This is a genomic window from Tautonia sociabilis, from assembly GCF_003977685.1.
Classification (GTDB): Bacteria; Planctomycetota; Planctomycetia; order Isosphaerales; family Isosphaeraceae; genus Tautonia; species Tautonia sociabilis.
Genome location: NZ_RYZH01000010.1, coordinates 55,296 through 77,697, shown reverse-complemented (window position 1 = coordinate 77,697; position 22,402 = coordinate 55,296). Strand labels below are relative to the sequence as shown.

Sequence of the window (22,402 nt, the reverse complement as noted above, 5' to 3'; positions counted from 1 at the left end):
GCCGAGGCGTCCCTCCGAGATGATCGAACCCTGGCGCGTCGAGCGCACCTCCTATTCCTACCGCGACCGCTGGCTGACCGTCCGCAGCGACGACTGCCGGACGGCCTCCGGCCGGCCGGTCGCCCCCTTTCACGTCCTGGAACTGCCGACCTGGCTCAACGTGGTCGCCCTGACCGCCGAGGGCCGGATCGTCCTGGTCACCGAGTATCGCCACGGCACCGGAGAGATCCTCACCGGGCTGCCCAGCGGCGCCATGGAGCCCGACGACCCGGACCCCGAGGCCGCCGCCCGCCGGGAGCTGCTGGAGGAGACCGGGCACGGCGGCGGGACCTTCGTCTCGCTCGGCCGCTTTCCCGCCAACCCGGCCAACCAGACCAACGACGTGTGCTGCTTCCTCGCCGTCGGCGTTGCCGAGCTCGCTCCGCAGCGGCTCGATCCCTCGGAGGAGATCCTCGTCACCACGGAGCCCTTCGCCGACTGGCTCTCCCGGCTTGGTTGCCCGGAGGTCCGGGTCCAGGTTTCTCACGTCGCCGCGGCGATGCTCGCCGCCCGGGTGATCGCCGAGGGCCGCTTCCCGGAGCTCTCCGAGTTCCAGGGGCGGCTCGATCGGTCCGGGGGAGCCGGCTAGGTCGGCCGGTTCACTTCCGGTCCAGGAATCCGTGCTTCTTCAGCCAGGTCTCGCACAAGCCCGGCCAGGCGGAGAACGCCTCGTCAGGACCGATGCCGCGGTCGGGCAGGCCGTTGCCCAGCCCGAGCCCATGCCGGCCGCCCTCGAAGAGATGCAGCTCGACCGGCACCCCGGCCTTCCGGAGCGCGAGGACGAACAGCAGGCTGTTCTCGGCCGGCACGCCGGTATCCTCGTTGGTGTGGACCAGGAACGTCGGCGGCGTCTCGGGAGTCACCATCCGCTCGTTCGAGAGCGACTCGACCAGATCGGCCGATGGGTCCTCCCCCAGCAGGTTCCGCTTCGAGCCGCCGTGGGCGTACTCCGTCGCCATCGCCACGACCGGATAGCCAAGGACCATCAGATCGGGCCGGCTGCTCTGCCGATCGATCGGATCGTCGGCCTCCGGGTTCCCCGAGTCGAAGTGGGTGCCGACGGTCGAGGCAAGGTGACCTCCCGCCGAGAAGCCGAGCACTCCCACCCGATTCGGATCGATCCCCCAGTCCTCCGCCTTCTCCCGGACCGTCCGGATCGCCCGCTGGGCGTCGGTCAGCGGGATCGGGTGCCGGTATCCCGACGAGCCGAGCCGGTACTTGAGGATCACCCCCGTGATGCCAACCGAGTTGAGCCACTCCGCCACCTGATGCCCCTCGTGATCCATCGCCAGCCCCCCGTAGCCTCCCCCGGGGCAGATGACGATCGCGGCCCCCGTCGCTACGCTCGGATCCGCCCGGTAGAGGGTGATCGTCGGGATGTCCTTGGCCTCGTTCCCCAGCGCCCCAGGGGCGGCGTCGGGCCAGAGCCTCAGTTCCACCGGCTCGTCGCCGAGGGATGGAATCGGGGCAAGGAGCAGCGGCAACAGCGCGGCGGAGAGCAATCGCGTCGGCATCGGTTGGGTCTCGGGAAGGGGGAGGATCAGCTCGAATCAGGTCGGCCGAGGGCCCCTATCTGAACCGCCGACAAGGCCCGAGGCAAGGCCCCGGTCCCCCCGGCCGAAATGGCATGGGCCCGAGGCGAACTGCCAGTTTGGCAGCGGCGGCCGGAGCGATGGGATTGTCGAAGGTTCTTGTTGCAGTTCGACTTGTGTCGTGAATTCGTTGTGGTACACCACTTGCCTCATGCCGCGGCGAACACGGTGGCCGGCGTCCGGGCAGCCCGGGCGGGGCCGCCGGCAGCTGGACCCGAGCAGATCAGAGACCGAAGCCCCATCGATATCGCCCGGCGCGACGGCGCCGGAGGGAGACGACGACCGTGGCGAAACTGTTGGCTTACGACGAGGAAGCGCGCCAGAAGCTGGCCAGCGGCGTGTCCAAGCTGGCCAAGGCGGTGCGGAGCACGCTCGGCCCCCGGGGCCGCAACGCGGTCATCGACAAGGGCTGGGGCAGCCCGACCGTGACCAAGGACGGCGTGACCGTGGCCGAGGAGATCGAGCTGATCGACGCCTACGAGAACATGGGCGCCCAGCTCGTCAAGGAGGCCGCCAGCAAGACCTCCGACGCCGCCGGCGACGGCACCACCACCGCCACCGTCCTGGCCGAGGCGATCTTCAAGGAGGGTCTGAAGGCCCTGGCCGCCGGCGCCGACCCGATGGCCCTGAAGCGCGGCATCGAGCATGCCGTCGATCGCGTCGTCGCCGAGGTCAAGGCCCGCGCCAAGAGCGTCGGCGGCGACAAGAAGCAGATCACCGAGGTCGCCTCGATCGCCGCCAACAACGATCGCGGCATCGGCGAGCGGCTGGCCGACGCCTTCGAGAAGGTCGGCACCGACGGCGTCATCACTGTCGAGGAGGGCAAGGGCTTCGAGACCGAGGTCGACGTCGTCGAGGGGATGCAGTTCGACCGCGGCTATCTCAGCCCCCACTTCATCACCGACCAGGACCGCATGGAGGTCGTTCTCGAGGACCCCTACATCCTCATCCACGAGGAGAAGATCAGCACCCCTCGCGTTCTTGTTCCGCTGCTGGAGCAGATCGCCCGCGCCAACAAGCCGCTGCTGGTGATCGCTGAGGATGTCGAGAGCGAGGCCCTGGCCACCCTGGTCGTCAACAAGCTCCGCGGGATCCTCCAGGTCGCCGCGGTGAAGGCCCCCGGCTACGGCGACCGCCGCAAGGCGATGCTTGAGGACATCGCCACCCTCACCGGCGGCAAGGCGATCTTCAAGGACCTCGGCATCAACCTGGAGAACGTCGACCTGGCCGACCTCGGTCGTGCCGGCAAGGTCATCATCACCGGCGACCACACCACCATCGTCGAGGGACGCGGCTCGGCCGACGCCATCAAGGGCCGCACCGAGCTGATTCGCCGCGAGATCGAGACGACCGACTCGGAGTACGACCGCGAGAAGCTTCAAGAGCGCCTCGCCAAGCTCGCCGGCGGCGTGGCCAAGATCAACGTCGGTGCCGCCACCGAGACGGAGATGAAGGAGCGCAAGGCCCTCGTCGAGGACGCCCTGCACGCCACCCGAGCCGCCATCGAGGAGGGGATCGTTCCCGGAGGCGGCACCACCCTGGTCCGGGCCGCCAAGGTGCTTGACGACCTGAAGCTCTCCGGCGACGAGGACCTGGGCGTCCAGATCGTTCGCCGCGCCCTGGAGCAGCCCTGCCGCTCGATCGCCGAGAACGCCGGCCTGGACGGCTCGGTCGTCGTCAACAAGCTCCGCCGCTCCTCCGACCCGAACTTCGGCTACAACGCCGAGTCCGGCGAGTGGGGCGACATGTTCTCCTTCGGCGTGGTCGACCCGGCCAAGGTCACCCGCACTGCCCTGCAGAACGCCGCGTCGGTGGCCTCACTGCTCCTGACCACCGAGGCGATCGTCATCGAGAAGAAGGAGAAGAAGCCCGCCGGCGGCGATCCGCACCACGACGACCACGGCATGGGCGGCATGGGGATGATGTGAGCCGACGCGAAGGCGGTCGCCCGCCGATCGTCGAACCCCGGCGGGCGTCCGAGCGGCCGTCACCAACGACGGCCCTCGCCCCTTCCTCGGCCATCGTTCCCGCGTTCCCTCCCCACACACTCCGAGTCTGAGACACCCTCTCCACCACATTTGCACAGGAACCTCCGCAATGGCGACGACCATTCGCCCGCTCGACGACCGCATCGTGATCAAGGAGATCGAGGCCGAGGAGAAGACCTCCGGCGGCATCGTGTTGCCCGACACCGCCCGCGAGAAGCCGCAGCGGGGCCGGGTCGTGGCGGTCGGCCCCGGCAAGCTCCTCGACAACGGCAACCGCGCCGAGATCGGCCTGAAGGAGGGGGACGAGGTCCTCTTCGGCAAGTACGCCGGCACCGAGATCAAGCTCAACGGCGAGGAGATCAAGATCCTCCGCGAGTCTGACGTGCTCGCCAAGGTCATTAGCTGATCTTCCCCCGCTCGCACCGGGGAGGCCCTCCGGGTCGGCCGGGGTCGAGACGACTCCGGCCGGCGCCGAGGACCCCCGACGAGACGCCGGCCGGGTCCGGCCCTTCCCCTCGGCCGGCCCAGCCCATCGAGACCTCATCGAATCATCCGGACGAACGATTCAGACAGGAGCCTTCGCACGTGGCCAAACAGTTGCTCTTCTCCGACGCCGCCCGCCGGAAGATGCTCTCGGGCATCGACACGCTGGCGCAGGCCGTCGGCACCACACTCGGGCCGACCGGCCGCAACGTGATCCTTAGCAAGTCCTTCGGCGGGCCGACCGTCACCAAGGACGGCGTGACCGTCGCCAAGGAGATCGAGCTGCCCGACCCGTTTGAGAACATGGGCGCCAAGCTCGTCAACGTCGTCGCGTCGAAGACCTCGGACGTGGCCGGCGACGGGACCACCACGGCGACCATCCTCGCCCGAGCCATCTTCCGCGAGGGCCTCCGCACCATCACCACCGGTGCCAACCCGACCGCCGTCCGCCGCGGCATTGAGAAGGCGGTCGACGCCGCTGTCTCTGAGCTGGTCGAGAAGATCAGCCGGGAGGTGACCAAGCCCGAGGAGATCGCCCAGGTCGGCGCCATCTCGGCCAACAACGACCCTGAGATCGGCAAGATGCTGGCCGAGGCCGTCAGCAAGGTCGGCAACGACGGCGTGATTACGGTCGAGGAGGGCAAGACCTCCACCACCACGCTCGAGTTCGTCGAGGGCCTTCAGTTCGACAAGGGCTATCTCAGCCCCTACTTCGTCACCAACCCGACGACGATGGAGGCCGTCCTCGACGACGCTCTCATCCTGCTCCACGAGAAGAAGATCAGCAATCTCCGTGACCTGATCCCGCTGCTGGAGCGCGTCGCCCAGTCCGGCAAGCCGCTGCTGATCATCGCCGAGGACGTCGAGGGGGAGGCCCTGGCCACCCTGGTCGTCAACCGGCTGCGTGGCATCCTCAACGTCTGCGCCGTGAAGGCCCCCGGCTTCGGCGACCGCCGCAAGGCGATGCTTCAGGACATGGCCATCCTGACCGGCGGCACCGTGGTCAGCGAGGACCTCGGCCTGAAGCTGGAGAACCTCACCCTCCAGCAGCTCGGCCAGGCCAAGCAGATCAAGGTCGCCAAGGACAGCACCACGATCATCCAGGGCGCCGGTAAGAAGGAAGACATCCAGAAGCGGATCGAGCAGCTGCGCAAGCAGATCTCCGAGACCGACTCGGAGTACGACCGTGAGAAGTTCCAGGAGCGCCTGGCCAAGATCACCGGAGGCGTGGCCGTCATCAGCGTCGGCGCCCCGACCGAGGCCGCGATGAAGGAGCTGAAGGCCCGCGTCGAGGACGCCCTGCACGCCACCCGGGCCGCGGCGGAGGAGGGGATCGTCCCCGGCGGCGGCACCGCGCTGCTCCGGACCATCCCCGCGGTCAAGGCCCTGCACGACGCGCTGGAGGGGGACGAGCGCATCGGCGCCGCCATCGTCCTCCGGGCCCTGGAGGAGCCGGCCCGCATGATCGCCCAGAACGCCGGGCACGACGGTGCCGTCGTCGCCCAGGAGATCATCGACAAGGGCGGCAACATCGGCTTCAACGCCAACACCGGCGATTACGTCGATATGTTCGAGGCCGGCATCATCGACCCGACCAAGGTCACGCGGACGGCCCTCCAGAACGCCGCGTCGATCTCGGGCCTGATGCTGACCACCGAGGCGATGATCACCAACCTCAAGGACGAGGACGAGGAGAAGGGGGCCAAGCGGATCGAAGGCTCGATCCGCTGAGCCAGCCAGCCCGACTCGTCGTCGACCAAGCGGGCCGGGTCGGCAGCACCGTTCGTGCTGCCGACCCGGTTCGCGATGCGGATCCGGACAATGCGGACGGGGAGGCGGGATGCCCGGCGGCGCGGTATCCGGGATCGGGTGTCGGATGGTACGATAATCACGACGACCCGGTCGCAGAACCCGAATCCGCCGCAAGGGCCACCGATCGAGACGCGATGCCGATGGCGACCACGAAGCGCGACTATTACGAGATTCTCGGGCTCCAGCGGTCCGCCTCGGCCGACGAGATCAAGTCGGCCTATCGCCAGCAGGCCAAGAAATACCACCCCGACCGCAACCCCGGCGACCAGGAGGCCGAGCGCAAGTTCCGCGAGGCCGCCGAGGCGTACGAGGTGCTCTCCGACGCCGAGAAGCGGCGCCGATACGATCGCTACGGCCACGCCGGGCTCGAAGGGGCCGGCGTGCACGACTTCCGGTCCGCCGAGGAAGTCTTCTCCGCCTTCGGCGAGATCTTCGGCGGCTCCGGCCTCTTCGGCGACTTCTTCGGGGCCCGCCGCCGAGGCCCCCGCGCCGGCGCCGACCTGCTGGTTCGCTTGGAGATCTCCCTGGAGGAGGCCGCCCGCGGCGCCACCCGCACCATCGAGCTACCCCGCAAGGAATACTGCGACACCTGCGACGGCACCGGCGCCAAGCCCGGCACCGTGGCCACCTCCTGCGACTACTGCGGCGGCCGAGGCCAGATCGTCACCGCCCGTGGCTTCTTCCAGATGGCCCAGACCTGTCCCGCCTGCGGTGGCGAAGGGGTCCGGGTCGTCGACCCCTGCCCCTCCTGCCGGGGTTCCGGCCGGGCGGACAAGATCGCGACCGTCCAGGTTCGCGTCCCCGCCGGCGTCGACACCGGGACGATCCTCCAGCTCCGCAACCAGGGGGAGCCCGGCGACCCCGGCGCCCCGAGAGGGAATCTCCGCGTTCAGGTCCAGGTCCGGCCCCATGCCTTCTTCATCCGCAAGGGGAACGACCTGGTCTGCCAAGTGCCGATCAGCTTCCCTCAGGCCGCCCTCGGCGCCGAGATCGAGGTCCCCACGCTCGACGGTCCCGCCGATCTCACCATCCCTCGAGGCACTCAGAGCGGAGACATCCTCAAGCTCCGGGGCCGAGGCATGCCCGACCTCTCCGGCAACGGCCGCGGCGACGAGCTGGTCGAGGTGATCATCGAGACCCCCAAGCGGCTTTCCCCGCGCCAGGAAGAGTTGCTCCGGGAGCTGGCCGAGCTCGAACACCACGACGTGAGCCCCCGGCGCAAGAGTTTCCTGGAGAAGCTCCGCGACTTCTTCACTGAGCCCGAGGAGGGCGACGCCGAGCCGACGCGCTGACCCGACCGCTTCCCGGCCCGGCCCCCTTTCCCCAGCGAGCACGGATCCCGACGCGATGAGTGACCCGAACGCCCCCAACCCTCCCGACGGGGTCGAGCCCAACGCCGACGCCCGAGCCTCGGCCGAGGGGGCCGACGACCAGAACGCCGCCCTCCGCGCTCAGCTCGATGAGGTCTCCCGTCAGCGGGACGACTACCTCGAGCAGTTGCGCCGCTCCCAGGCCGACTTCCTCAACTTCCAGAAACGCAGCCGCTCCCAGGCCGAGGCCGATCGCGCCTACGCCGTCGCCCCTCTGGCCAATGACCTCCTCGCGGTCATCGACAATTTCGAGCGCGCCATCGACGCCGCCCGCCAGTCGGGCTCCGAGGCGATCATCACCGGCCTGGATATGGTCCACCGCCAGCTCTTGGAGGCCCTCGCCAAGCACGGTGTGGAGCCGATCCCCGCCCTCGATCAGCCCTTCGACCCCAACGTCCATGAGGCGCTGATGCAGCAGCCCGACGCCGACCGGCCGGAGGGGACGGTCGTCGCCGAGCTGAATCGCGGCTACCGCCTCCACGACCGAGTCCTCAGGCCGAGCCGAGTCGCCGTCTCGGTCAAGCCGTGACACCCTGGGCGGCCCCCTCCCTCCGGGGAGGGCACGCCCTCCCCCCGGAGTCGAATGACGTCCATGCCAACCTACGACTATATCTGCGACGACTGCAAGCACGAGTTCGAGGCCTTCGAGTCGATCAAGGCCGACCCGCAGACCACCTGCCCGTCCTGCAGCAAGGAGACCCTTCGGCGCAAAATCGGCGCCGGCGCGGCGATCCTCTTCAAGGGCTCCGGCTTCTATCTGACCGACTACCGCAGCGACTCGTACAAGAAGGCCGCCAAGGCCGACAAGGATAGCTCGTCCTCCTCGTCCTCGTCGGCCGACGGCTCCTCCTCGAACTCCGGCTCCAAGCCAGCGTCGTCAAGCAGCCCCTCGTCCGACTGACCCGGACCCGCCATGATCCGAGGCAAGTGTCCCACCTGCGGCCGGGCGGTCGAGGGTCCGAGCCTCGACGCCCTGCCGCACTTCCCCTTCTGCTCCGAGCGCTGCCGCCTCGTCGACCTTGGCCGCTGGATCGACGGCGAATACGCGATCCCCGGCCCCCCCGCCCCCGTCCCCCCACCGACGCTTCCCGGCGACGAGGAGGACGACTGACCCGGGCGCTTCGGCCCGGCGAGTCAGCAACCGTCTCCAAAGCGACGTTGACGCGGATCGAGGATCGGTTACCATCCCGTCCATGCGGGTCGGCCCCGGCACCGAGAGCCCACCACGGAAGCGACGACGACCGGCCGGCCCGCTCGCAGCGTCCCGAACTGTCCTGACCTGATCCGACCGCTCGACGAGAGGCCGCACGGACGGGGCCGCCACACCAACCCGACCTCTCCCCCGTTGCCTTCATCGAGCCCCCGCCTCGGTCCGGAAGCCGAGGCGGTATGAGATCGCACGACTCGACGTCCATGGATGGGACTCCCATGCGCATCCTCGTCACCGGCGGCGCGGGCTATGTCGGTTCGACCCTGGTCCCCGCCCTGCTCGACCAGGGCCACCGGGTCCGAGTGCTCGACAGCCTCAAGTTCGGCGGCCACGGCCTACTCCCCTGCTGCCAGAATCGCTTCTTCGAACTTCAGAAGGGGGACGTCTGCAACCCCCAGGATGTCGAGAAGGCCCTCGATGGTGTCGACGCCGTCATCCACCTGGCCGCCATCGTCGGCTATCCCGCCTGCAAGAAGGAGCCGCAACTCGCCCAAGCGGTGAACGTCGACGCGACAAGGCTGCTGCTGGAGAAGCGTAAGACGGACCAAAAGTTCCTCTTCGCCTCCACCGGCAGCATCTACGGGTCGATCCCCGACTACGTCTGCAACGAGAACACCCCGCGCGCTCCGATCACCCTCTACGGCGAAACCAAGGCCAAGGCCGAGCAGATGGTCCTCGACGCCGGCAACGGCATCGCCTACCGCTTCGCCACCGCCTTCGGCGTCAGCAACCGGATGCGCCTGGACCTGATGCCCAACGATTTCACCTACCAGGCCGTCAAGAACCGCAACCTCATCGTCTACGAGGGCGGCTTCAAGCGGACCTTCGTGCACGTCCGCGACATGGCCCGCTCCTTCATCTTCGCCCTGGAGCGCTGGGACGAGGTGAAGGATGACGTTTACAACGTCGGCCACGAGAGCATGAACTTCACCAAGGAAGACGTCGCCCGCAAGATCCTCGAGCACGTCGATTACTACCTGCACTTCGCCGAGGTCGGCAGCGACGCCGACCAGCGGAACTACGAGGTCAGCTACGAGAAGATCCGCGCCAAGGGGTTCGAGACGACGATCGACCTCGACCGCGGCATCGCCGAGCTGGTCCAGGCCGCTCGCCTGATCGAGTGGTCCAACCCGTTCAGCAACGTCTGATCTCCGGAGTCGGCCGGGAGCGGGAGGCGGGGGCTTGGGGCTTCCCGCCCGCCGCGCCGTCGCGGCCGCCTGCTGCCGACCGCCTCCTGCCTCCTCCGATCACCAGGGGACAGCCAGCGATGAAGGGCTTCTGGTCGGGCAAGCGCGTCACCGTCACCGGCGGGGCCGGGTTCCTCGGGCAGCACATCGTCAAGAGGCTGGAGTCGTTCGGAGCCGAGGTCTTCGTCCCGCGCAAGCGGGACTTCGACCTGACCGCGCTCGACGCCTGCCTCCGATGCCTGCTGGAGCACCCCTGCGACCTGCTCATCCATTCGGCGGCGTATTACGGCGGCATCGGAATCAATGTGAACGAGCCGGGCCGGCTGTATTATCAAAACCTCGTCATGGGTGCGAACCTGATGGAGGCGGCCCGGCTGGCGAACGTCGGCAAGGTCGTCAACATCGGCACCGCTTGCAGCTACCCCGGCTATCTCGAGGGGGAACTGAAGGAAACGGATCTCTGGGCCGGCCCGTGCCACGCCAGTGTGGTCAACTACGGCCTGACAAAGAAGATGCTGGCCGTTCAGGGGGTCGCGTACAAGAAGCAGTACGGCCTGGACTCGATCCACCTGATTCTCACGAACCTCTACGGTCCCGGCGACTCATACAACCCCGACCGCTCCCACGTCGTCGCCGCCCTCGTGCGGAAGTGGGTCGAGGCCGACCTGGCCGGAGCGAAGGAGGTCGAGGTCTGGGGCACCGGCAAGCCGATCCGGGAATTTATCTACGTCGAGGACTGTGCCGATGCGATCGTCCTCGCCGCCGAGGTCTACGACGATGTCTCGTTGCCGCTGAACATCGGCACGGGGATTGGGACCTCGATCCGGGAACTGGCCGAGACGGTCCACGATCTGTCCGGGTTCAAGGGCGCCCTCCGCTGGAACACCGACAAGCCCGACGGTGCTGCGAAGAAGGTGCTCGACGTGACCCGGATGAAGCAGGTGCTTGGCGGCTGGACGCCGCCGACCGACCTCCGCACCGGCCTGGCGAAGACGATCTCCTGGTATCGCGCCAACAAGGATGAGGCCGACGCCAAATGGTGAGCGACATCCCCGAGCCCAGCCCCTCCCCCCGTCCCCTCCGCCGCTGGCGGGTTGAGCCGGACGGGACCAGGGCGGCCCGCCCCCACTCCCCGTCGGCCGGGCCCCGCGCCCGACGGCGGCCCCGCCTCCTGTTCGTCAACCAGTACTACTGGCCCGACCACGCCTCGACCGCCCAGCACCTGACCGATCTGGCCGAGTCGCTGGCCGATCGCGGCTATGAGTGCCACGTCCTCTGCGCCCGGGGGCGTTACGAGCCGGGGGCCGAGCCTCCTCCCGCCCGCGACGAGCGCAACGGCGTCACCATCCATCGCGTCCGGGCCACCTCGCTCGGACGCGGCAGCGTCCTGAAGCGGATGACCGACTACCTCAGCTTCTACGTCGGGGCGATCCTCACCGCCCTGACCCTGCCGAGGTTCGACGTGGTGGTCACACTCACCACCCCGCCGCTCATCGGTCTTGTGGGCACCCTGCTCCGGCGCCTCCGGGGCTCGTGCCAGGTCTACTGGAGCATGGACCTCCACCCCGACGCCAGCTTGGCCCTCGGCCAGATGTCCCGGCGGAACCCGGTCGTCGCCCTCCTCTCCTGGCTGAGCGACGCGATCTATCGCCGCTCCGACCGCGTCGTCGTGCTTGGCCCCTACATGGCCGACCGGATCCGGGCCAAGGGGGTCCGAGACTCCCGGATGGTCGAGATCCCCGTCTGGAGCCGCCGCGACGAGGTCTTCCCCCTCCCTCGGGAGGGCCACCCGATGCGCGAGGCGCTCGGCCTCTCAGACAAGTTTGTGGTCATGTATTCCGGCAACCTCGGCCTCGCTCACTCCGCCAGCGAGTTCCTCGAGGCCGCTCGACGCCTCCGGGACCGGGACGACATCGTCTTCCTCTTCGTCGGCGGCGGCCCCCGCCTCCGCGAGGTCAAGGAGGCCAAACAGGCCGAGGGCCTGGAGAACATCCGACTCCTCGACTACGTCCCCCGGGAGCAGCTCCACGAGTCCCTCACCGTGGCCGACGCCCACCTCGTCTCCATGAGGTCGGAGATGACCGGCATCGTCGTCCCTGGGAAGCTGTACGGCGCGATGGCCTCCGAGCGTCCCGTTCTGTTCGTCGGCCCCGACCACAGCGAGACGGCCGACACGATCCGCCGCGCCGGCTGCGGCGTGACGGTCCGGCTCGGCGAGCCTGGTCCCCTCGTGGAGGCGATCGAGCTTCTATCCTCCCATCCTGAACTCTCGGCTGAGATGGGCCGAAAGGGCCGCTCCTCCTTCCTCGACGAGTTCGAGCGCCTGTCCTGCTGCGACCGCTGGGCCGACCTCATCGGCGAGCTTGTCGGCGACCTCCGCCCCGCCTCCGTCCCCGGCGGCCCGGCGGTGGTCGTCCCCTCGGCCGCGTGACGGCGGCCTCGGTGATCCCGATCGCCTCCTCTCCTCGGCGCGGTTGATCCTCCCATCCCGGATCCTGGATCCCTGCTCGATCGGCCGGGATCCGAGATCGGCCCCGCGTCCGGTACCCTCCCCGATCCCTTCCCATCGAGCGGGAGATCCTCTCGTGTGCCCTCTGCTCCTTGCCCTGCTCCTCTTCCCGGCGGATGACCCGACGCCCCCCGATCGCCCCGGGGCCTCGGGCTCCCTCGACGCCCTTCGCCGCGAACACGACCGCCGATTTTTCGAGGAGCTGCTGCCATTCGTCGCCGAGCACGGCCACGGCCCCGACCGCGAGGAGGCCCATCGCCTGCTCTTTGACCTGGCGATCCGATACGGCTGGTTCGCCGAGGCCGATTCCGCCGCTCGGGCGTACGTTGCCAGCCCGGATCGGGGGGCCGCCACCCCGCTCGGCCAGCTCGTTTCCGCGATGGCCGACGCCGAGGCCGGGCGCATCCGCGCCGCGATCGTCCTCTACCGAGAGCTCATGGCCGGGCTCGACGGCGAAGCCCAGGTCCGCCTGGCCGCCGACCTCGCCGACACGATCGCCGACCTCGCCCTCGCCTCGGCCGACGCCGAGTCGGCCCGGGAGGTCTACACCTGCTTTCTCGACCGCTTCGGCGCCGTCCCCGGTGTCCCCGAGAAGGTCGAGGCGGAGTTCTCGAGGATCGCCCTGCTCGGCTCCCCCGCGCCCGCCATCGAGGCGAGGGACGTCTCCGGCCAGCCGATCTCGCTCGGCCCCTCCCCCCGCGGCCACCGCCTGGTCTTCTTCTGGGCCACCTTCAGCGAGCCCTGCCTGGCCGAGCTCCCCGCCCTGGCCGATGCCCTCGACTCCTACGGCGATCGGGGCCTGGAGGTCATCGGCGTCGCGCTCGATGCCTCAATCGAGGATCTGGACCGGGTCGTCGATCGGGAGCCCCTCCCCTGGCGACTCGTCCACAACGGCACCTCCGGAGCCGACTGGTCCGGGCCGCTCCGTGTCACCAGCGTGCCCGACACCTTCCTCATCGCCCCCGACGGGACGATCCTCCGGATGGGCCTCCGAGGCTCCTCGCTCTCCCGGGCCCTCGCCGAGGTGCTCGGCCCGAACTCGTCGGAGTGATCCCCCCTACCGGGCATAGCTCGAATGGGGATACACGACCAGCTTCCGGACGATCCGCAGGGGAAGATCGTCCCGGCGCTCGATTCGGGACCAGGGATCCTCCATTCCCTCAAACGCATAGACACCGCCAATGAGCATCAAGGCGACGAAGATCCCGCGCCAGACGCGCATCCTCAGCCGCTCGAGCGCCGCCACGGCGTAGGTGAACAGGATCGGAGTGATCGGCAACAGGTGCCGCACCCCGAACGACTGCCCCGAGTAGTCGGTCCTCCGGACGCCGAAGCTGTAATAGCCCAGCAGGACGACCGAGACGATCGCCGAGACGATCGCCCCCGAGCGGATCGCGCCGGTCCTCCCCCACATCGCCCAGGCCAGGCCGACCGGCGAGAAGATCAGGACCGGGGTCACGGTCAGCCACCCCTGCGGGCCGACGAGCAGCTCCACGAGGAAGAGCGATCGAGGGATCGACTCCTTGAAGGTGCCGATCTCGGTTGACCAGTACGACCCGTCATAGGCCAGGGCCTCCGGGTAGAGCTCCACCGGCAGCGGAGATCCGGTCACCATCGACTGGAGCACGCAATGGGCGAGGATCGGAGGCGCCGAGCCGGCCAGGTATCCGGCCCCCGCCTTCCGCGATCTCACCAGGATCCAGGCCAGCAACCCCGCCCACAACGCCCCTCCCGCTGGCAGGTCGATCGTGCTTGCCAGCCCGGCGAGCAGCCCCGCCATTGCCGACCGAGCCACGCCGGCCTTCCCCTGCGAGTCGCTCAGGAGCACAATCGCGAACGCCGAGGTCAGCAGACCCGCCGCGACGCTGTGGTTGTTAAACGTCACGCCGTAGGACAGCAGCAGCGAGGAGAACCCGAACCCGATCGCCAGGGCGTCGGCCAGCCGCCGAGCGATGGCGATCGCCTGGAACATCCGACGCATCGCGTATAACGCCAGCGCCGACGGCAACGCGATCAGGACCCCCACCAGCGCCCGGTTCACCGGCCCGAACGAGGAGATGAACGCCTGGGGAGACCGCAGGTCGAACATCTTCCAGCCGATCCGATGGAGCGGAGCATACACCGCGGCCCCCATCGCCGGCAGGACCGGGGGCTTGTCGGAATAGAGCCGGCCGCCGAACTTCGCCAGGTCGGGAGACCCGCTCGGCACGAGGTAGGGGCAGTCGTCGACCGAGAGCGTCCCCCGTTCCACGATCGACTCGATCGTCATGTACCGCGACCAGACGTTCCCGCTCATCCTCGGCGGCTCGGCCAGCCCGATCAGAGCGGCGGCATAGAGCGCGGCCGGGATCGCCGCCCGCAGTCGCCCGATGGGCCGAGGCAGGGGAGCCGTCGGGCCGGATGCACCGGGCCGGGCCGTCTCGGTAGAATCGTTCAGAGCCATCGGGTCGATCGGGGGAGCGGTGAGGTCCCCTCGCTCCTGGGCAGCGGGAGGGGCGATCCGGGCCCGCCCGGGGCTGTCGACCTGGATTCTAACCGCCGGAGGGGCCCCTTGGCCAACCTGGACACGAGCCCCCGGACGCCGGCCCCGGCTCTGATCGGTCTCCTCGCGATCCTCGCTGTCACCGCCTGGTGGCGCGGCCATACCATCGGGCCGACCCTGGACGCTCGCCTCGGCGTCGCTCCGTATCCTGTTGTCCGGGGAGAGTCCGAGCCCCTTGACTGCGACGAGGCGGCCTACGCCTACATGGCCCGCCGCCTGATCGAAGGCGACCGGCTCTACGCCGACCTGAGCGAGAACAAGCCGCCGCTGGGCTACTGGATCTATGAAGGGGCCGTCGCCCTCGGCGGCCCCGATGAGCTGGCGATCCGACTCTTGCCGATTCCCTTCGTCCTCGCCTCGGTCGCGATCGTCTGGTGGCTCGGCCTCCGGCTCGGAGGGCCTGGCGCGGCGGTCCTCTCCGGCCTGCTCTGCGCCCTGCTGAGCACCGACCCGTACCTCTACGGCAATGGGGCGCAGCTCGAACAGGCGATCAACTGTTTCTCGGTGGCCGCGCTGGCCGCGACGGTCGCCGCCGCCGGATCCTCCCGACGGCGGGGGGCCTGGCTCGTCTCGGCGGGCGTTGCCCTCGGGCTGGCGATCCTCGTCAAGCAGGTGGCGGCGCTCCACGTTCCGGTGTTCGTGGTGGCGGTGCTCGCCCTGCCGAGGCAAGGCGAGCCCGGGGAGGCCGGGGTGAGGTCGCTCCTCCGGTCTCTCGGAGCGTTCTTCCTGGGCCTCGTCGCCCCGATCCTCGTCGCCGGGGCCGTCCTGGCCGCCCAGGGGGTCACGGCGGAGGCCTTCGACGACATCGTCCGACACGGCCGAGCCCTGGCGGCCGACGTCTCCCCGGAGCCGAACGCTCCGTCCCCCGCGATCCGATGGCTCACCGGGAACGCCGACCCCTCGGGCAACCTCCCCCCTCCGTTCGGGACCTCGGACTACCTCGTCTGGTGGGGACTCGGCTCCTGGCCGATCTGGCTGGCGGGTCTGCCGTCGTTGATCTGGCTCGCCATCGGTCGAGGAGGCTTCGGCCGGAGGGCTGCCGCGGCGTGGACGGCCTCGGCGGTGCTTCAGGTCCTCGCCCCGGGGCTGTACTGGGCGCATTACTATCTGCTGCCGGTCCCCGGCCTGGCGCTGTCGGTCGCGGTCGCCGTCTCGGACGCCTTCGCGGCCCGTCCCCGACGGTGGTGGTCGACCGCGATCGGGCTCGGCCTCCTCTCGGCGATCCTCGCCTTCGGCGCGATCCAGATCCGGGATTACCTGCTCGTCCCGGCCGAGGAGCTGACGATCCGGTACAAGGGGGGCCGGCAGTGGGTCGAGCTGCGCAAGCTCGGCCGGCTGCTCGGGGAGCAGACCGCCGGCTGGGACGACCCGAGGCTGCACATCTGGGGATGGCAGAGCCCCTTGCTCTTCTACTCGGGGCTCGATGCCGCCTCCCGGCACTTCTTCACGAACAACCTGATGCGGGACTATGCCGACCGGCCGCATCCGGTCGTCTCCCCCCGGATCGACGAGCTGATGGCGGACCTCCGAGACACCCGCCCTGAACTCGTCTTCGTGGCCTATCCGCCCTTCCCGGCGCTCCGGGAGTTTCTCTCCTCCGGATATCTGCCCTCGAGCCTCGTGCCCGTCTCCCCCGACGGAAGGGGGCTCTGGATCCGGGAGGACCGATGGGCGGACCTCCAACTCGACGCCGACCGGCTCAGGCGATCGGCTCCAGCGTCGCCGGGTCGTCGGCCTCGACGATCGCGGCGTAGCGGTCCCGGAGGGCTCCCATAATCCGTTCCCAGCTCTGCGACCGGGCGAAATCCCGGGCGTTCTCCGCCATCCGGCGGCGCAGCGGGCCGTCCTCGGCCAGGGCGAGCAGGGCCTCGGCGAAGGTCCCGGGAGGGGCATCGGGTGCGATCGCCAGACCGGTTTCGCCGTGGCGGACGATCTCCGCCGGGCCTCCCTCGGCGAGTACGATCGCGGGAAGGCCCGAGGCCATCGCCTCCAGCACCACGTTGCCGAACGTCTCCGTCCGGCTGGCGAAGGCGAACAGATCAGCGGCGGCGTAGTGGTCCGCCAGCTCCTCCCCCGATCGGAAGCCGACAACGGTGGCGACGCCCCGGAGCCGTTCCTCCAGCACGGGCCGGGCCGGCCCCTCCCCCACGATCAGCGGCCGGGCCCTCGACGACTTCTGGGCCGCCTCCGCCAGGGCCTCGGCGAGATACTCGACGTTCTTCTCCACCGCCACCCGGCCAACGTAGGCGATCACCACGTCCTGTTCGGAGAAGCCAAGCGCCCTTCTGAGCTGGGCCCTCCCGGGGCGATCCGGGCGGAAGAGCGAGGCGTCCACCCCCCGGGGCCAGAGCACCAGGTTCCGGAATCCCCGGCGTTCCAGGTTCAGGATCGTGGCCCGGGACGGCACGTAGGTTTCCCTCGTCCGGTTGTGAAACCAGCGCAGATACCGCCAGATCCCCCCTCGGGCCCACCCCACCCGGTAGTGGTCCGAGTACTGGTCGAAGTTCGTGTGGAAGCTCGAAACGATCGGAATCCCCCTGGCCGAGGCGTCGAGCAGGACCGCCAGGCCCAGCGTCGCCTCGGTGGCGATGTGGACCAGCTCCGGCCGGAACCGGGCGATCGCGCGGCGGACCCCGCGATACGGCGGCACCGGCAGGCGGAGGTCCGGATAGAACGGGATCCGCACCGAGGGCACCCGGTACGCTCCGACCGCTCGGGAGGGCTCCCCGTAATCGGGGTGGATCAGCTGGACCTCGTCGCCAGCCTCGGTCAGCACCCGGACCAGTTGCGAGAGGGTCCGGGAGACGCCGTTCACCTGCGGGAAGTAGGTCTCGCTGACAATCGTGATCCGCATCCTCTCGCCTCGCGATCTCCCCCCGATGTCCTCGGTTCACCGATCGGGCCAGGGGATGTTGAGTCCCATCGTGGCTATCATCGCATTCCCTGGGCCGAGAGGCCACGCGAACCGGAGGTTCTCGCCCGCCGGCGGGGAAAATGAACATCCCATTAAGGACACCGAGGAGGATCGGCCTCTCCTCCGCCGCCAGCCGATCGCTTGCCCGACGGCCTCCGCCGTGCCAGACTGGGCGCCCAACCGCCCGGCTCCGCCGGGCCCCGTCCCCACCCCGAGGGAGCCCCGAACCGTGAAGCCGAATCCCGTCAAGCGGGCCCTGCGCGAGGGCAAGCCGCAGGTCGGCACCTGGCTGTCGCTGGGCAGCGCCTTCGCCGCCCGGTTCCTGGCACGCACCGGCCTGCCCTGGCTGACGGTTGACATGGAACACACCCACACCGACATCCAGACCGCCGCCCTCATGTTCGGCGCCATCGCCGACGCCGGCTGCACCCCCCTGGCCCGGGTCAACTGCTGCCGGCACGACCTGATCAAGTCGGTGCTCGATTGCGGTGCCATGGGCATCGTCGTGCCCATGGTGATGACTGCCGAGGAGGCCCAGGTCGCCGTCGCCGCGTGCCAGTATCCCCCTCGGGGCAACCGCTCCCTCGGCGGGGCCTTGCATGCCCTGAACTACGGCACGACCGCCGAGCGCTACTTCGCCGGCGCCGACGAGGAGATCCTTGTGGTGCTCCAGACCGAGCACATCGACGCCGTCGACCGGGCCGACGAGATTTACGCCGTTCCCGGCATCGACGCCATCTTCGTCGGGCCGAACGATCTCGCCGCCTCCCTCCGGGATTCCCGGGGAGTCGCTCCCACCCCCGAGCGCTTGGAGGAGGTCCTCACCCGGATCCGGGAGACCGCCGCCCGCCACAAGGTCCCCTGCGGGATTCATGTGAAGACCGCCGACGACGCGGCCCGACGCATCGAGGAGGGCTGGCGCTTCATCGCGGTCGGCAGCGAGCTGGCGATGATGCTCCAGAACGCCTCCGCGCTGGCCAATCGCTTCAACCAGGGGGAAGGGGCCGGTACGCTGGCGAATTATTGACGGACTCGCCGGTCGTCCCCGGACCATCGCCTCGGACGCTGGAGAATCGGTAATCCGGAATCGATCACCCGGCGGCCGGCCACCTGGTGAGGCCGGCCGCCGAGGGGGGAGGTCGCCGAGATGGCCGTCGTCCTGATCGGGACGCTCGACACGAAGGGACTGGAGATCGCGTTCGTCCGAGATCGGCTCCTCGCCTCGGGCCTGGAGGTGCTGGTCATCGATGCCGGCACCGGCTCCCCTCCGGCGATCGAGCCGGACATCGGCCGAGATCGCGTGCTCCAGGAGGCGGGCACGTCGACCGAGGAGGTCCTCCGCCATCGGGATCGCGGCCGGGCCGTCTCCGCTGCCGCCCTCGGGGTTTCCCGGGTTGTCGAGGGCCTCCTTGCGACCGGAACGGTCGACGGCATCCTGGCCCTCGGGGGCTCGGCCGGCACGACCATCGGCACCGCCGCGATGCGGGCCGCTCCCTTCGGGCTCCCGAAGGTAATGGTCAGCACGCTCGCCAGCGGGCAGACCCGGCCTTATGTCGGCGGCAGCGACCTGATGCTTCTGCCCGCCGTCGCCGACGTGGCCGGCCTGAACCGGATCACCCGCCAAGTGCTCGGTAACGCGGCCGATGCGATGGCCGGCATGGTCCGAGGCCGGTCACTCCCCCTGCCCGGGGACGAGTCCGGGGCCCCCGACGGGCCGCTCGTCACCGCGACGATGTTCGGCGTCACGACCCCCTGCGTCGACCGCTCGCGCAGGGCCCTCGAAGCCGAGGGCTGCGAGGTCATCGTTTTCCACGCGACCGGAGTCGGCGGCCAGTCCATGGAACGTCTGATCCGAGACGGCCTCGTTGATGCCGTGCTCGACCTGACGACGACCGAGCTGGCCGACGAGCTCGTCGGCGGCGTCCTCTCCGCCGGCCCCGACCGCCTCCAGGCGGCCGTCGACGCCGGCGTGCCCCAGGTCGTCAGTGTCGGGGCGCTCGATATGGTCAACTTCGGGCCGATCGCGACGGTCCCCGAGGCCTTCCGGGGCCGGACGCTCCATGTCCACAATCCGACCGTCACGCTGATGCGGACCCTTCCCGACGAGTGCGAGGCCCTCGGTCGTCGGATCGCCGCCACCCTCCGACCCTCCCGGGCCGAGACCGTCGTCCTCCTCCCCGAACTCGGCGTCTCGGCCCTCGACGCCCCCGGCCAGCCCTTCCATGATCCCGAGGCCGATGCCCGCCTCTTCGGCGCGATCCGAGAGGGGCTGGCGGGAGCCAGTCACGTCCGGGTCGAGTCCCTCCCCTTGCATCTCAACGACCCCGCCTTCGCCGACGAGGCCGCCCGCCTTCTGCTCGGGGTGATGCGGAAGGGCAGCGGAGGCTGATCCGGCAGCGATCCGCCAGAGGGCCGACGCTCCCGGTCAGCCCGCCGAGGCCTCCTCGACGTCCGAGACGGCGGGGCCCTCGGCCCGTCCTCGCACCATCGTCCGGGTCCGGCCCTCCTGCACGACCTCGCCGCGCTGGTTGAGGACCTGGCGGTGCCAGGTCACAACCCCCCGACGGCCTCTGGCCTTCGGCTCCAGGGCCTCGACCCGGGTCACGACCCGGATCGTGTCCCCGATGAGGATCGGCTTGTGGAAGGCCCAGGAGACGATCTCCAGGAAGGCCATCGTGTCAACCCGGGGGGCTCCCGTACCCAGGCCGCTGGCGATCGCCAGCCCGAGCAGCCCGTGGGCGATCGGCTGGCCAAACGGGCCGGATCGGGCCGCTTCGTGGTCGACGTGCACCGGATTGTAATCCCCGGAGAGCCCCGCAAACAGGGTGATCTCGGCCTGCGTGACCGTCCTCGAGGGGCTTTCCCAGGCCTCATCGATCGCCAGATCCTGGAACCGAAGCACCTGCGGGGGGTGGACGCTCACCGGCGTGGCCTCCCGATAACGACTTGAATCGGTTGGGCTTCGGCCGAACAATCGACGTCGGGGCGCGGCCGATCCGACCCGGGCAGGACCGTATCGGGCTCCGTGATCCGGGTCAAGTGCTTGTCGACGGCGCGACGCCACTCCTACGATAGCTGGTGTTTCTGGCCGTGTTTGGCACGTGGGTTGAAAGATCAGGGTCCCCGATCGAGGTCCGCCTTTACGGACGTTCGAGAGCGACGGCGACCGATGAAGGGAGCTCTTCGCGATGAAAGTACTCATCGCCGACGATGATCGGAAAGTCGGGGCGAGCCTCCAGCAGATCCTCAACAAGATGGGGTACAGCATTGCCGCCGTGGCCGAGGACGGCCAGCGGGCGATCGAGATGTGCCGCCGGACCTTGCCAGATGTGGCGATTCTGGACATCGAGATGCCTGGCCTCGACGGCCTCTCCGCGGCCCGGCAAATCGCCCAGGATCCGGGCACTCCCGTCATCATCCTCACGGCTCATGGGCAGCCGGAGCTGGTCGAGGCCGCCATCCAGGAGGGGGCGATCCAGTACCTGCTCAAGCCCGTCACCGGCCCTGCGCTCAACGCCGCCATCCAGATGGCCGTGGCCAAGGCCCGCGAACTCGACCAGTACAAGAAGCGGAGCGAGGAACTGGAGGCCACCCTGCGCGACCGCAAGATGATCGAGAAGGCCAAGGGGATCATCATGTCCCGCCGGAACCTCTCCGAGGCCGAGGCCTTCCGCTTCCTCCAGCGCGAGAGTCAAGACCGCCGCATCGCCATGGCGAAGCTCGCCGAGACGATCGTCCATGCGCATGAGCTGATCTGACCCCGGCCCTCCCGCTTCGGGCCCGCTCCCGTCCGTCGGCCCGGCCCGTTGACATCCCGGGCGCGGCCTCTGTAGCCTCTGGACGGGGCGGTGGCCTTCGGGCCGGGGCCACGCCGGCCGGACTCATCAGGCCGGGCCGGAACCACCCCCCGAACGGAGGCCCGACCTGTCTCCCCAGGCACCAGCCATGCAAGGATGTCCCGAGCCGGCCCCCCAATCCACCGGATGGGGCCTCTCCTCGGTCCGAGACGCCGCCGAGTTGAAGGCGATCGTCGCCGCGGTCGGCACGAACCTCGAACGGCCGCTCGCCGCCATCCGAGACGCGGTTGAGCCCCTGCTCGCCGGCCTCGACCCGAAGGCGCCGGCCGCCCCGCACCTGGGCACCGCGCTGGCCATGTGCGACGATGTCTCCCGGCTGACTCGCCGCTACCTCGACTTCATCGAGCAGGCCGAGGCGATCCCGCTCCCCGAGCCCGGCCCCGTCCGGCCCGACGAGCTCCTGGCCGAGATCGACAGCCGACTGATGCCCGATGCCTTCGGGCTCGGGGTCGCCTGGAGCTGCTCCATCGACGGGCCGATCCGGCCCATCCTCACCGACCGGGGATTGGTTCTCGAAGCGCTGCTCGAATGGGCCTCGCTCGCCATCTCCTCCGCCCGGCCGGGAGATGGCGTCTCGCTCGTCGTCGCGACCGACTCGGACCCGGCCCTGCACCAGGGCGACGGCGACGTCGTCCTCTTGACCCTCGAATCCTCCGCCGATGAGCTGATCGCCGACCTGACTAGTCTGCGGGACGATCCTCTGTTCAACCGCGCCGTCTGCCTCGGCGAGGTCGGCTCCGACCCTGGTTCCCGGCTGGCCCTCAGCCTGGAGCGCCTCCGCCTTCTCGGCATCGCGATCCGGGCCGAGTCGGGCCCCAACGGGCTCATCCGGGCCGTCCGGTTCCGGGTTCCGGCCGCTCCCCCCCGCTCCTGCTCGGCATGAACCCGATCTCCCGGCT

The 22,402-nt window shown here is 69.6% G+C and carries 21 protein-coding genes; 17 read left to right on the top strand and 4 right to left on the bottom strand.

The annotated features are described in order from the left end of the window. Window positions 1-19 precede the first annotated feature (19 nt). Window positions 20-628 carry an NUDIX hydrolase gene (locus TsocGM_RS07090; RefSeq protein WP_126724606.1) on the top strand — a complete coding sequence of 203 codons (609 nt, stop codon included), beginning with the start codon at window positions 20-22 and terminating at the stop codon, window positions 626-628. Between the two features lie 10 nt (window positions 629-638). Here the strand turns inward: TsocGM_RS07090 and TsocGM_RS07085 are convergent, their stop codons facing one another. Beyond that, window positions 639-1,553 carry an alpha/beta hydrolase gene (locus tag TsocGM_RS07085; RefSeq protein WP_126724605.1) on the bottom strand — a complete coding sequence of 305 codons (915 nt, stop codon included), beginning with the start codon at window positions 1,551-1,553 and terminating at the stop codon, window positions 639-641. Window positions 1,554-1,915: 362 nt separating this feature from the next. Here TsocGM_RS07085 and groL (TsocGM_RS07080) point away from each other — a divergent pair, with 362 nt between their 5' ends. From groL (TsocGM_RS07080) to TsocGM_RS07030, 11 genes are all read left to right on the top strand, one after another. Beyond that, window positions 1,916-3,559, top strand: a complete 1,644-nt coding sequence (gene groL, locus TsocGM_RS07080) for a chaperonin GroEL (protein ID WP_126724604.1) — start codon at window positions 1,916-1,918, stop codon at window positions 3,557-3,559. Window positions 3,560-3,728: 169 nt separating this feature from the next. Continuing rightward, window positions 3,729-4,025, top strand: a complete 297-nt coding sequence (groES, locus tag TsocGM_RS07075; RefSeq protein WP_126724603.1) for a co-chaperone GroES — start codon at window positions 3,729-3,731, stop codon at window positions 4,023-4,025. A 179-nt stretch (window positions 4,026-4,204) separates the two neighbouring features. Beyond that, window positions 4,205-5,833, top strand: coding sequence for a chaperonin GroEL (gene groL / locus TsocGM_RS07070; RefSeq protein ID WP_126724602.1), 1,629 nt, complete (start codon window positions 4,205-4,207; stop codon window positions 5,831-5,833). Between the two features lie 215 nt (window positions 5,834-6,048). Beyond that, window positions 6,049-7,206 (top strand): molecular chaperone DnaJ, encoded by a 1,158-nt coding sequence (gene dnaJ / locus TsocGM_RS07065; protein ID WP_126724601.1) that lies wholly within the window; start codon window positions 6,049-6,051, stop codon window positions 7,204-7,206. Between the two features lie 55 nt (window positions 7,207-7,261). Continuing rightward, the gene (grpE, locus tag TsocGM_RS07060) at window positions 7,262-7,813 is read left to right on the top strand and encodes a nucleotide exchange factor GrpE (protein ID WP_126724600.1); all 552 of its coding nucleotides are present in this window, start codon (window positions 7,262-7,264) and stop codon (window positions 7,811-7,813) included. 54 nt (window positions 7,814-7,867) lie between these two features. Beyond that, window positions 7,868-8,185, top strand: a complete 318-nt coding sequence (locus TsocGM_RS07055; RefSeq protein ID WP_233578512.1) for an FmdB family zinc ribbon protein — start codon at window positions 7,868-7,870, stop codon at window positions 8,183-8,185. Between the two features lie 12 nt (window positions 8,186-8,197). Further along, window positions 8,198-8,395, top strand: coding sequence for a DNA gyrase inhibitor YacG (locus TsocGM_RS07050; protein ID WP_126724599.1), 198 nt, complete (start codon window positions 8,198-8,200; stop codon window positions 8,393-8,395). Window positions 8,396-8,712: 317 nt separating this feature from the next. Next, window positions 8,713-9,642 (top strand): NAD-dependent epimerase/dehydratase family protein, encoded by a 930-nt coding sequence (locus tag TsocGM_RS07045; RefSeq protein WP_126724598.1) that lies wholly within the window; start codon window positions 8,713-8,715, stop codon window positions 9,640-9,642. Between the two features lie 119 nt (window positions 9,643-9,761). Further along, complete coding sequence (locus TsocGM_RS07040; protein WP_126724597.1) at window positions 9,762-10,724, top strand: NAD-dependent epimerase/dehydratase family protein; 963 nt, start codon at window positions 9,762-9,764, stop codon at window positions 10,722-10,724. Further along, on the top strand, window positions 10,718-12,112 hold the full coding sequence (locus TsocGM_RS07035) for a glycosyltransferase family 4 protein (protein ID WP_126724596.1): 1,395 nt from the start codon (window positions 10,718-10,720) through the stop codon (window positions 12,110-12,112). The genes TsocGM_RS07040 and TsocGM_RS07035 overlap by 7 nt, the downstream gene beginning before the upstream one ends. Window positions 12,113-12,266: 154 nt before the next feature. Then, the gene (locus TsocGM_RS07030) at window positions 12,267-13,241 is read left to right on the top strand and encodes a peroxiredoxin family protein (protein WP_126724595.1); all 975 of its coding nucleotides are present in this window, start codon (window positions 12,267-12,269) and stop codon (window positions 13,239-13,241) included. Window positions 13,242-13,247: 6 nt separating this feature from the next. Here TsocGM_RS07030 and TsocGM_RS07025 read toward each other — a convergent pair whose 3' ends face one another. Next, a complete protein-coding gene (locus TsocGM_RS07025; RefSeq protein ID WP_126724594.1) occupies window positions 13,248-14,633 on the bottom strand; it encodes a hypothetical protein in 1,386 nt (461 codons plus the stop codon). A 108-nt stretch (window positions 14,634-14,741) separates the two neighbouring features. On the opposite strand from TsocGM_RS07025, the gene TsocGM_RS07020 reads away from it, so the two are divergent. Continuing rightward, window positions 14,742-16,508, top strand: a complete 1,767-nt coding sequence (locus TsocGM_RS07020; protein WP_126724593.1) for an ArnT family glycosyltransferase — start codon at window positions 14,742-14,744, stop codon at window positions 16,506-16,508. Here TsocGM_RS07020 and TsocGM_RS07015 read toward each other — a convergent pair. After that, window positions 16,432-17,586: a glycosyltransferase family 4 protein gene (locus TsocGM_RS07015; protein ID WP_126724592.1), complete on the bottom strand. Its 1,155-nt coding sequence runs from the start codon at window positions 17,584-17,586 to the stop codon at window positions 16,432-16,434. The two genes, TsocGM_RS07020 and TsocGM_RS07015, sit on opposite strands and share 77 nt — an antisense overlap. 289 nt (window positions 17,587-17,875) lie before the next feature. Here TsocGM_RS07015 and TsocGM_RS07010 point away from each other — a divergent pair, with 289 nt between their 5' ends. Together TsocGM_RS07010 and TsocGM_RS07005 are read left to right on the top strand one after the other, a co-directional pair. Beyond that, entirely contained in the window at window positions 17,876-18,673 is a 798-nt protein-coding gene (locus TsocGM_RS07010; RefSeq protein ID WP_126724591.1) for an HpcH/HpaI aldolase family protein, read from the top strand. 120 nt (window positions 18,674-18,793) lie between these two features. Then, complete coding sequence (locus TsocGM_RS07005; RefSeq protein ID WP_126724590.1) at window positions 18,794-20,035, top strand: Tm-1-like ATP-binding domain-containing protein; 1,242 nt, start codon at window positions 18,794-18,796, stop codon at window positions 20,033-20,035. A gap of 36 nt (window positions 20,036-20,071) precedes the next feature. Here TsocGM_RS07005 and TsocGM_RS26910 read toward each other — a convergent pair whose 3' ends face one another. Then, a complete protein-coding gene (locus TsocGM_RS26910; protein WP_233578510.1) occupies window positions 20,072-20,569 on the bottom strand; it encodes a MaoC/PaaZ C-terminal domain-containing protein in 498 nt (165 codons plus the stop codon). Between the two features lie 265 nt (window positions 20,570-20,834). Between TsocGM_RS26910 and TsocGM_RS06995 the strand changes: the two genes are divergently transcribed. Then, window positions 20,835-21,404, top strand: coding sequence for an ANTAR domain-containing response regulator (locus TsocGM_RS06995; RefSeq protein ID WP_126724588.1), 570 nt, complete (start codon window positions 20,835-20,837; stop codon window positions 21,402-21,404). Between the two features lie 187 nt (window positions 21,405-21,591). Further along, window positions 21,592-22,386, top strand: coding sequence for an ATP-binding protein (locus TsocGM_RS06990; RefSeq protein ID WP_126724587.1), 795 nt, complete (start codon window positions 21,592-21,594; stop codon window positions 22,384-22,386). Window positions 22,387-22,402 lie beyond the last annotated feature (16 nt).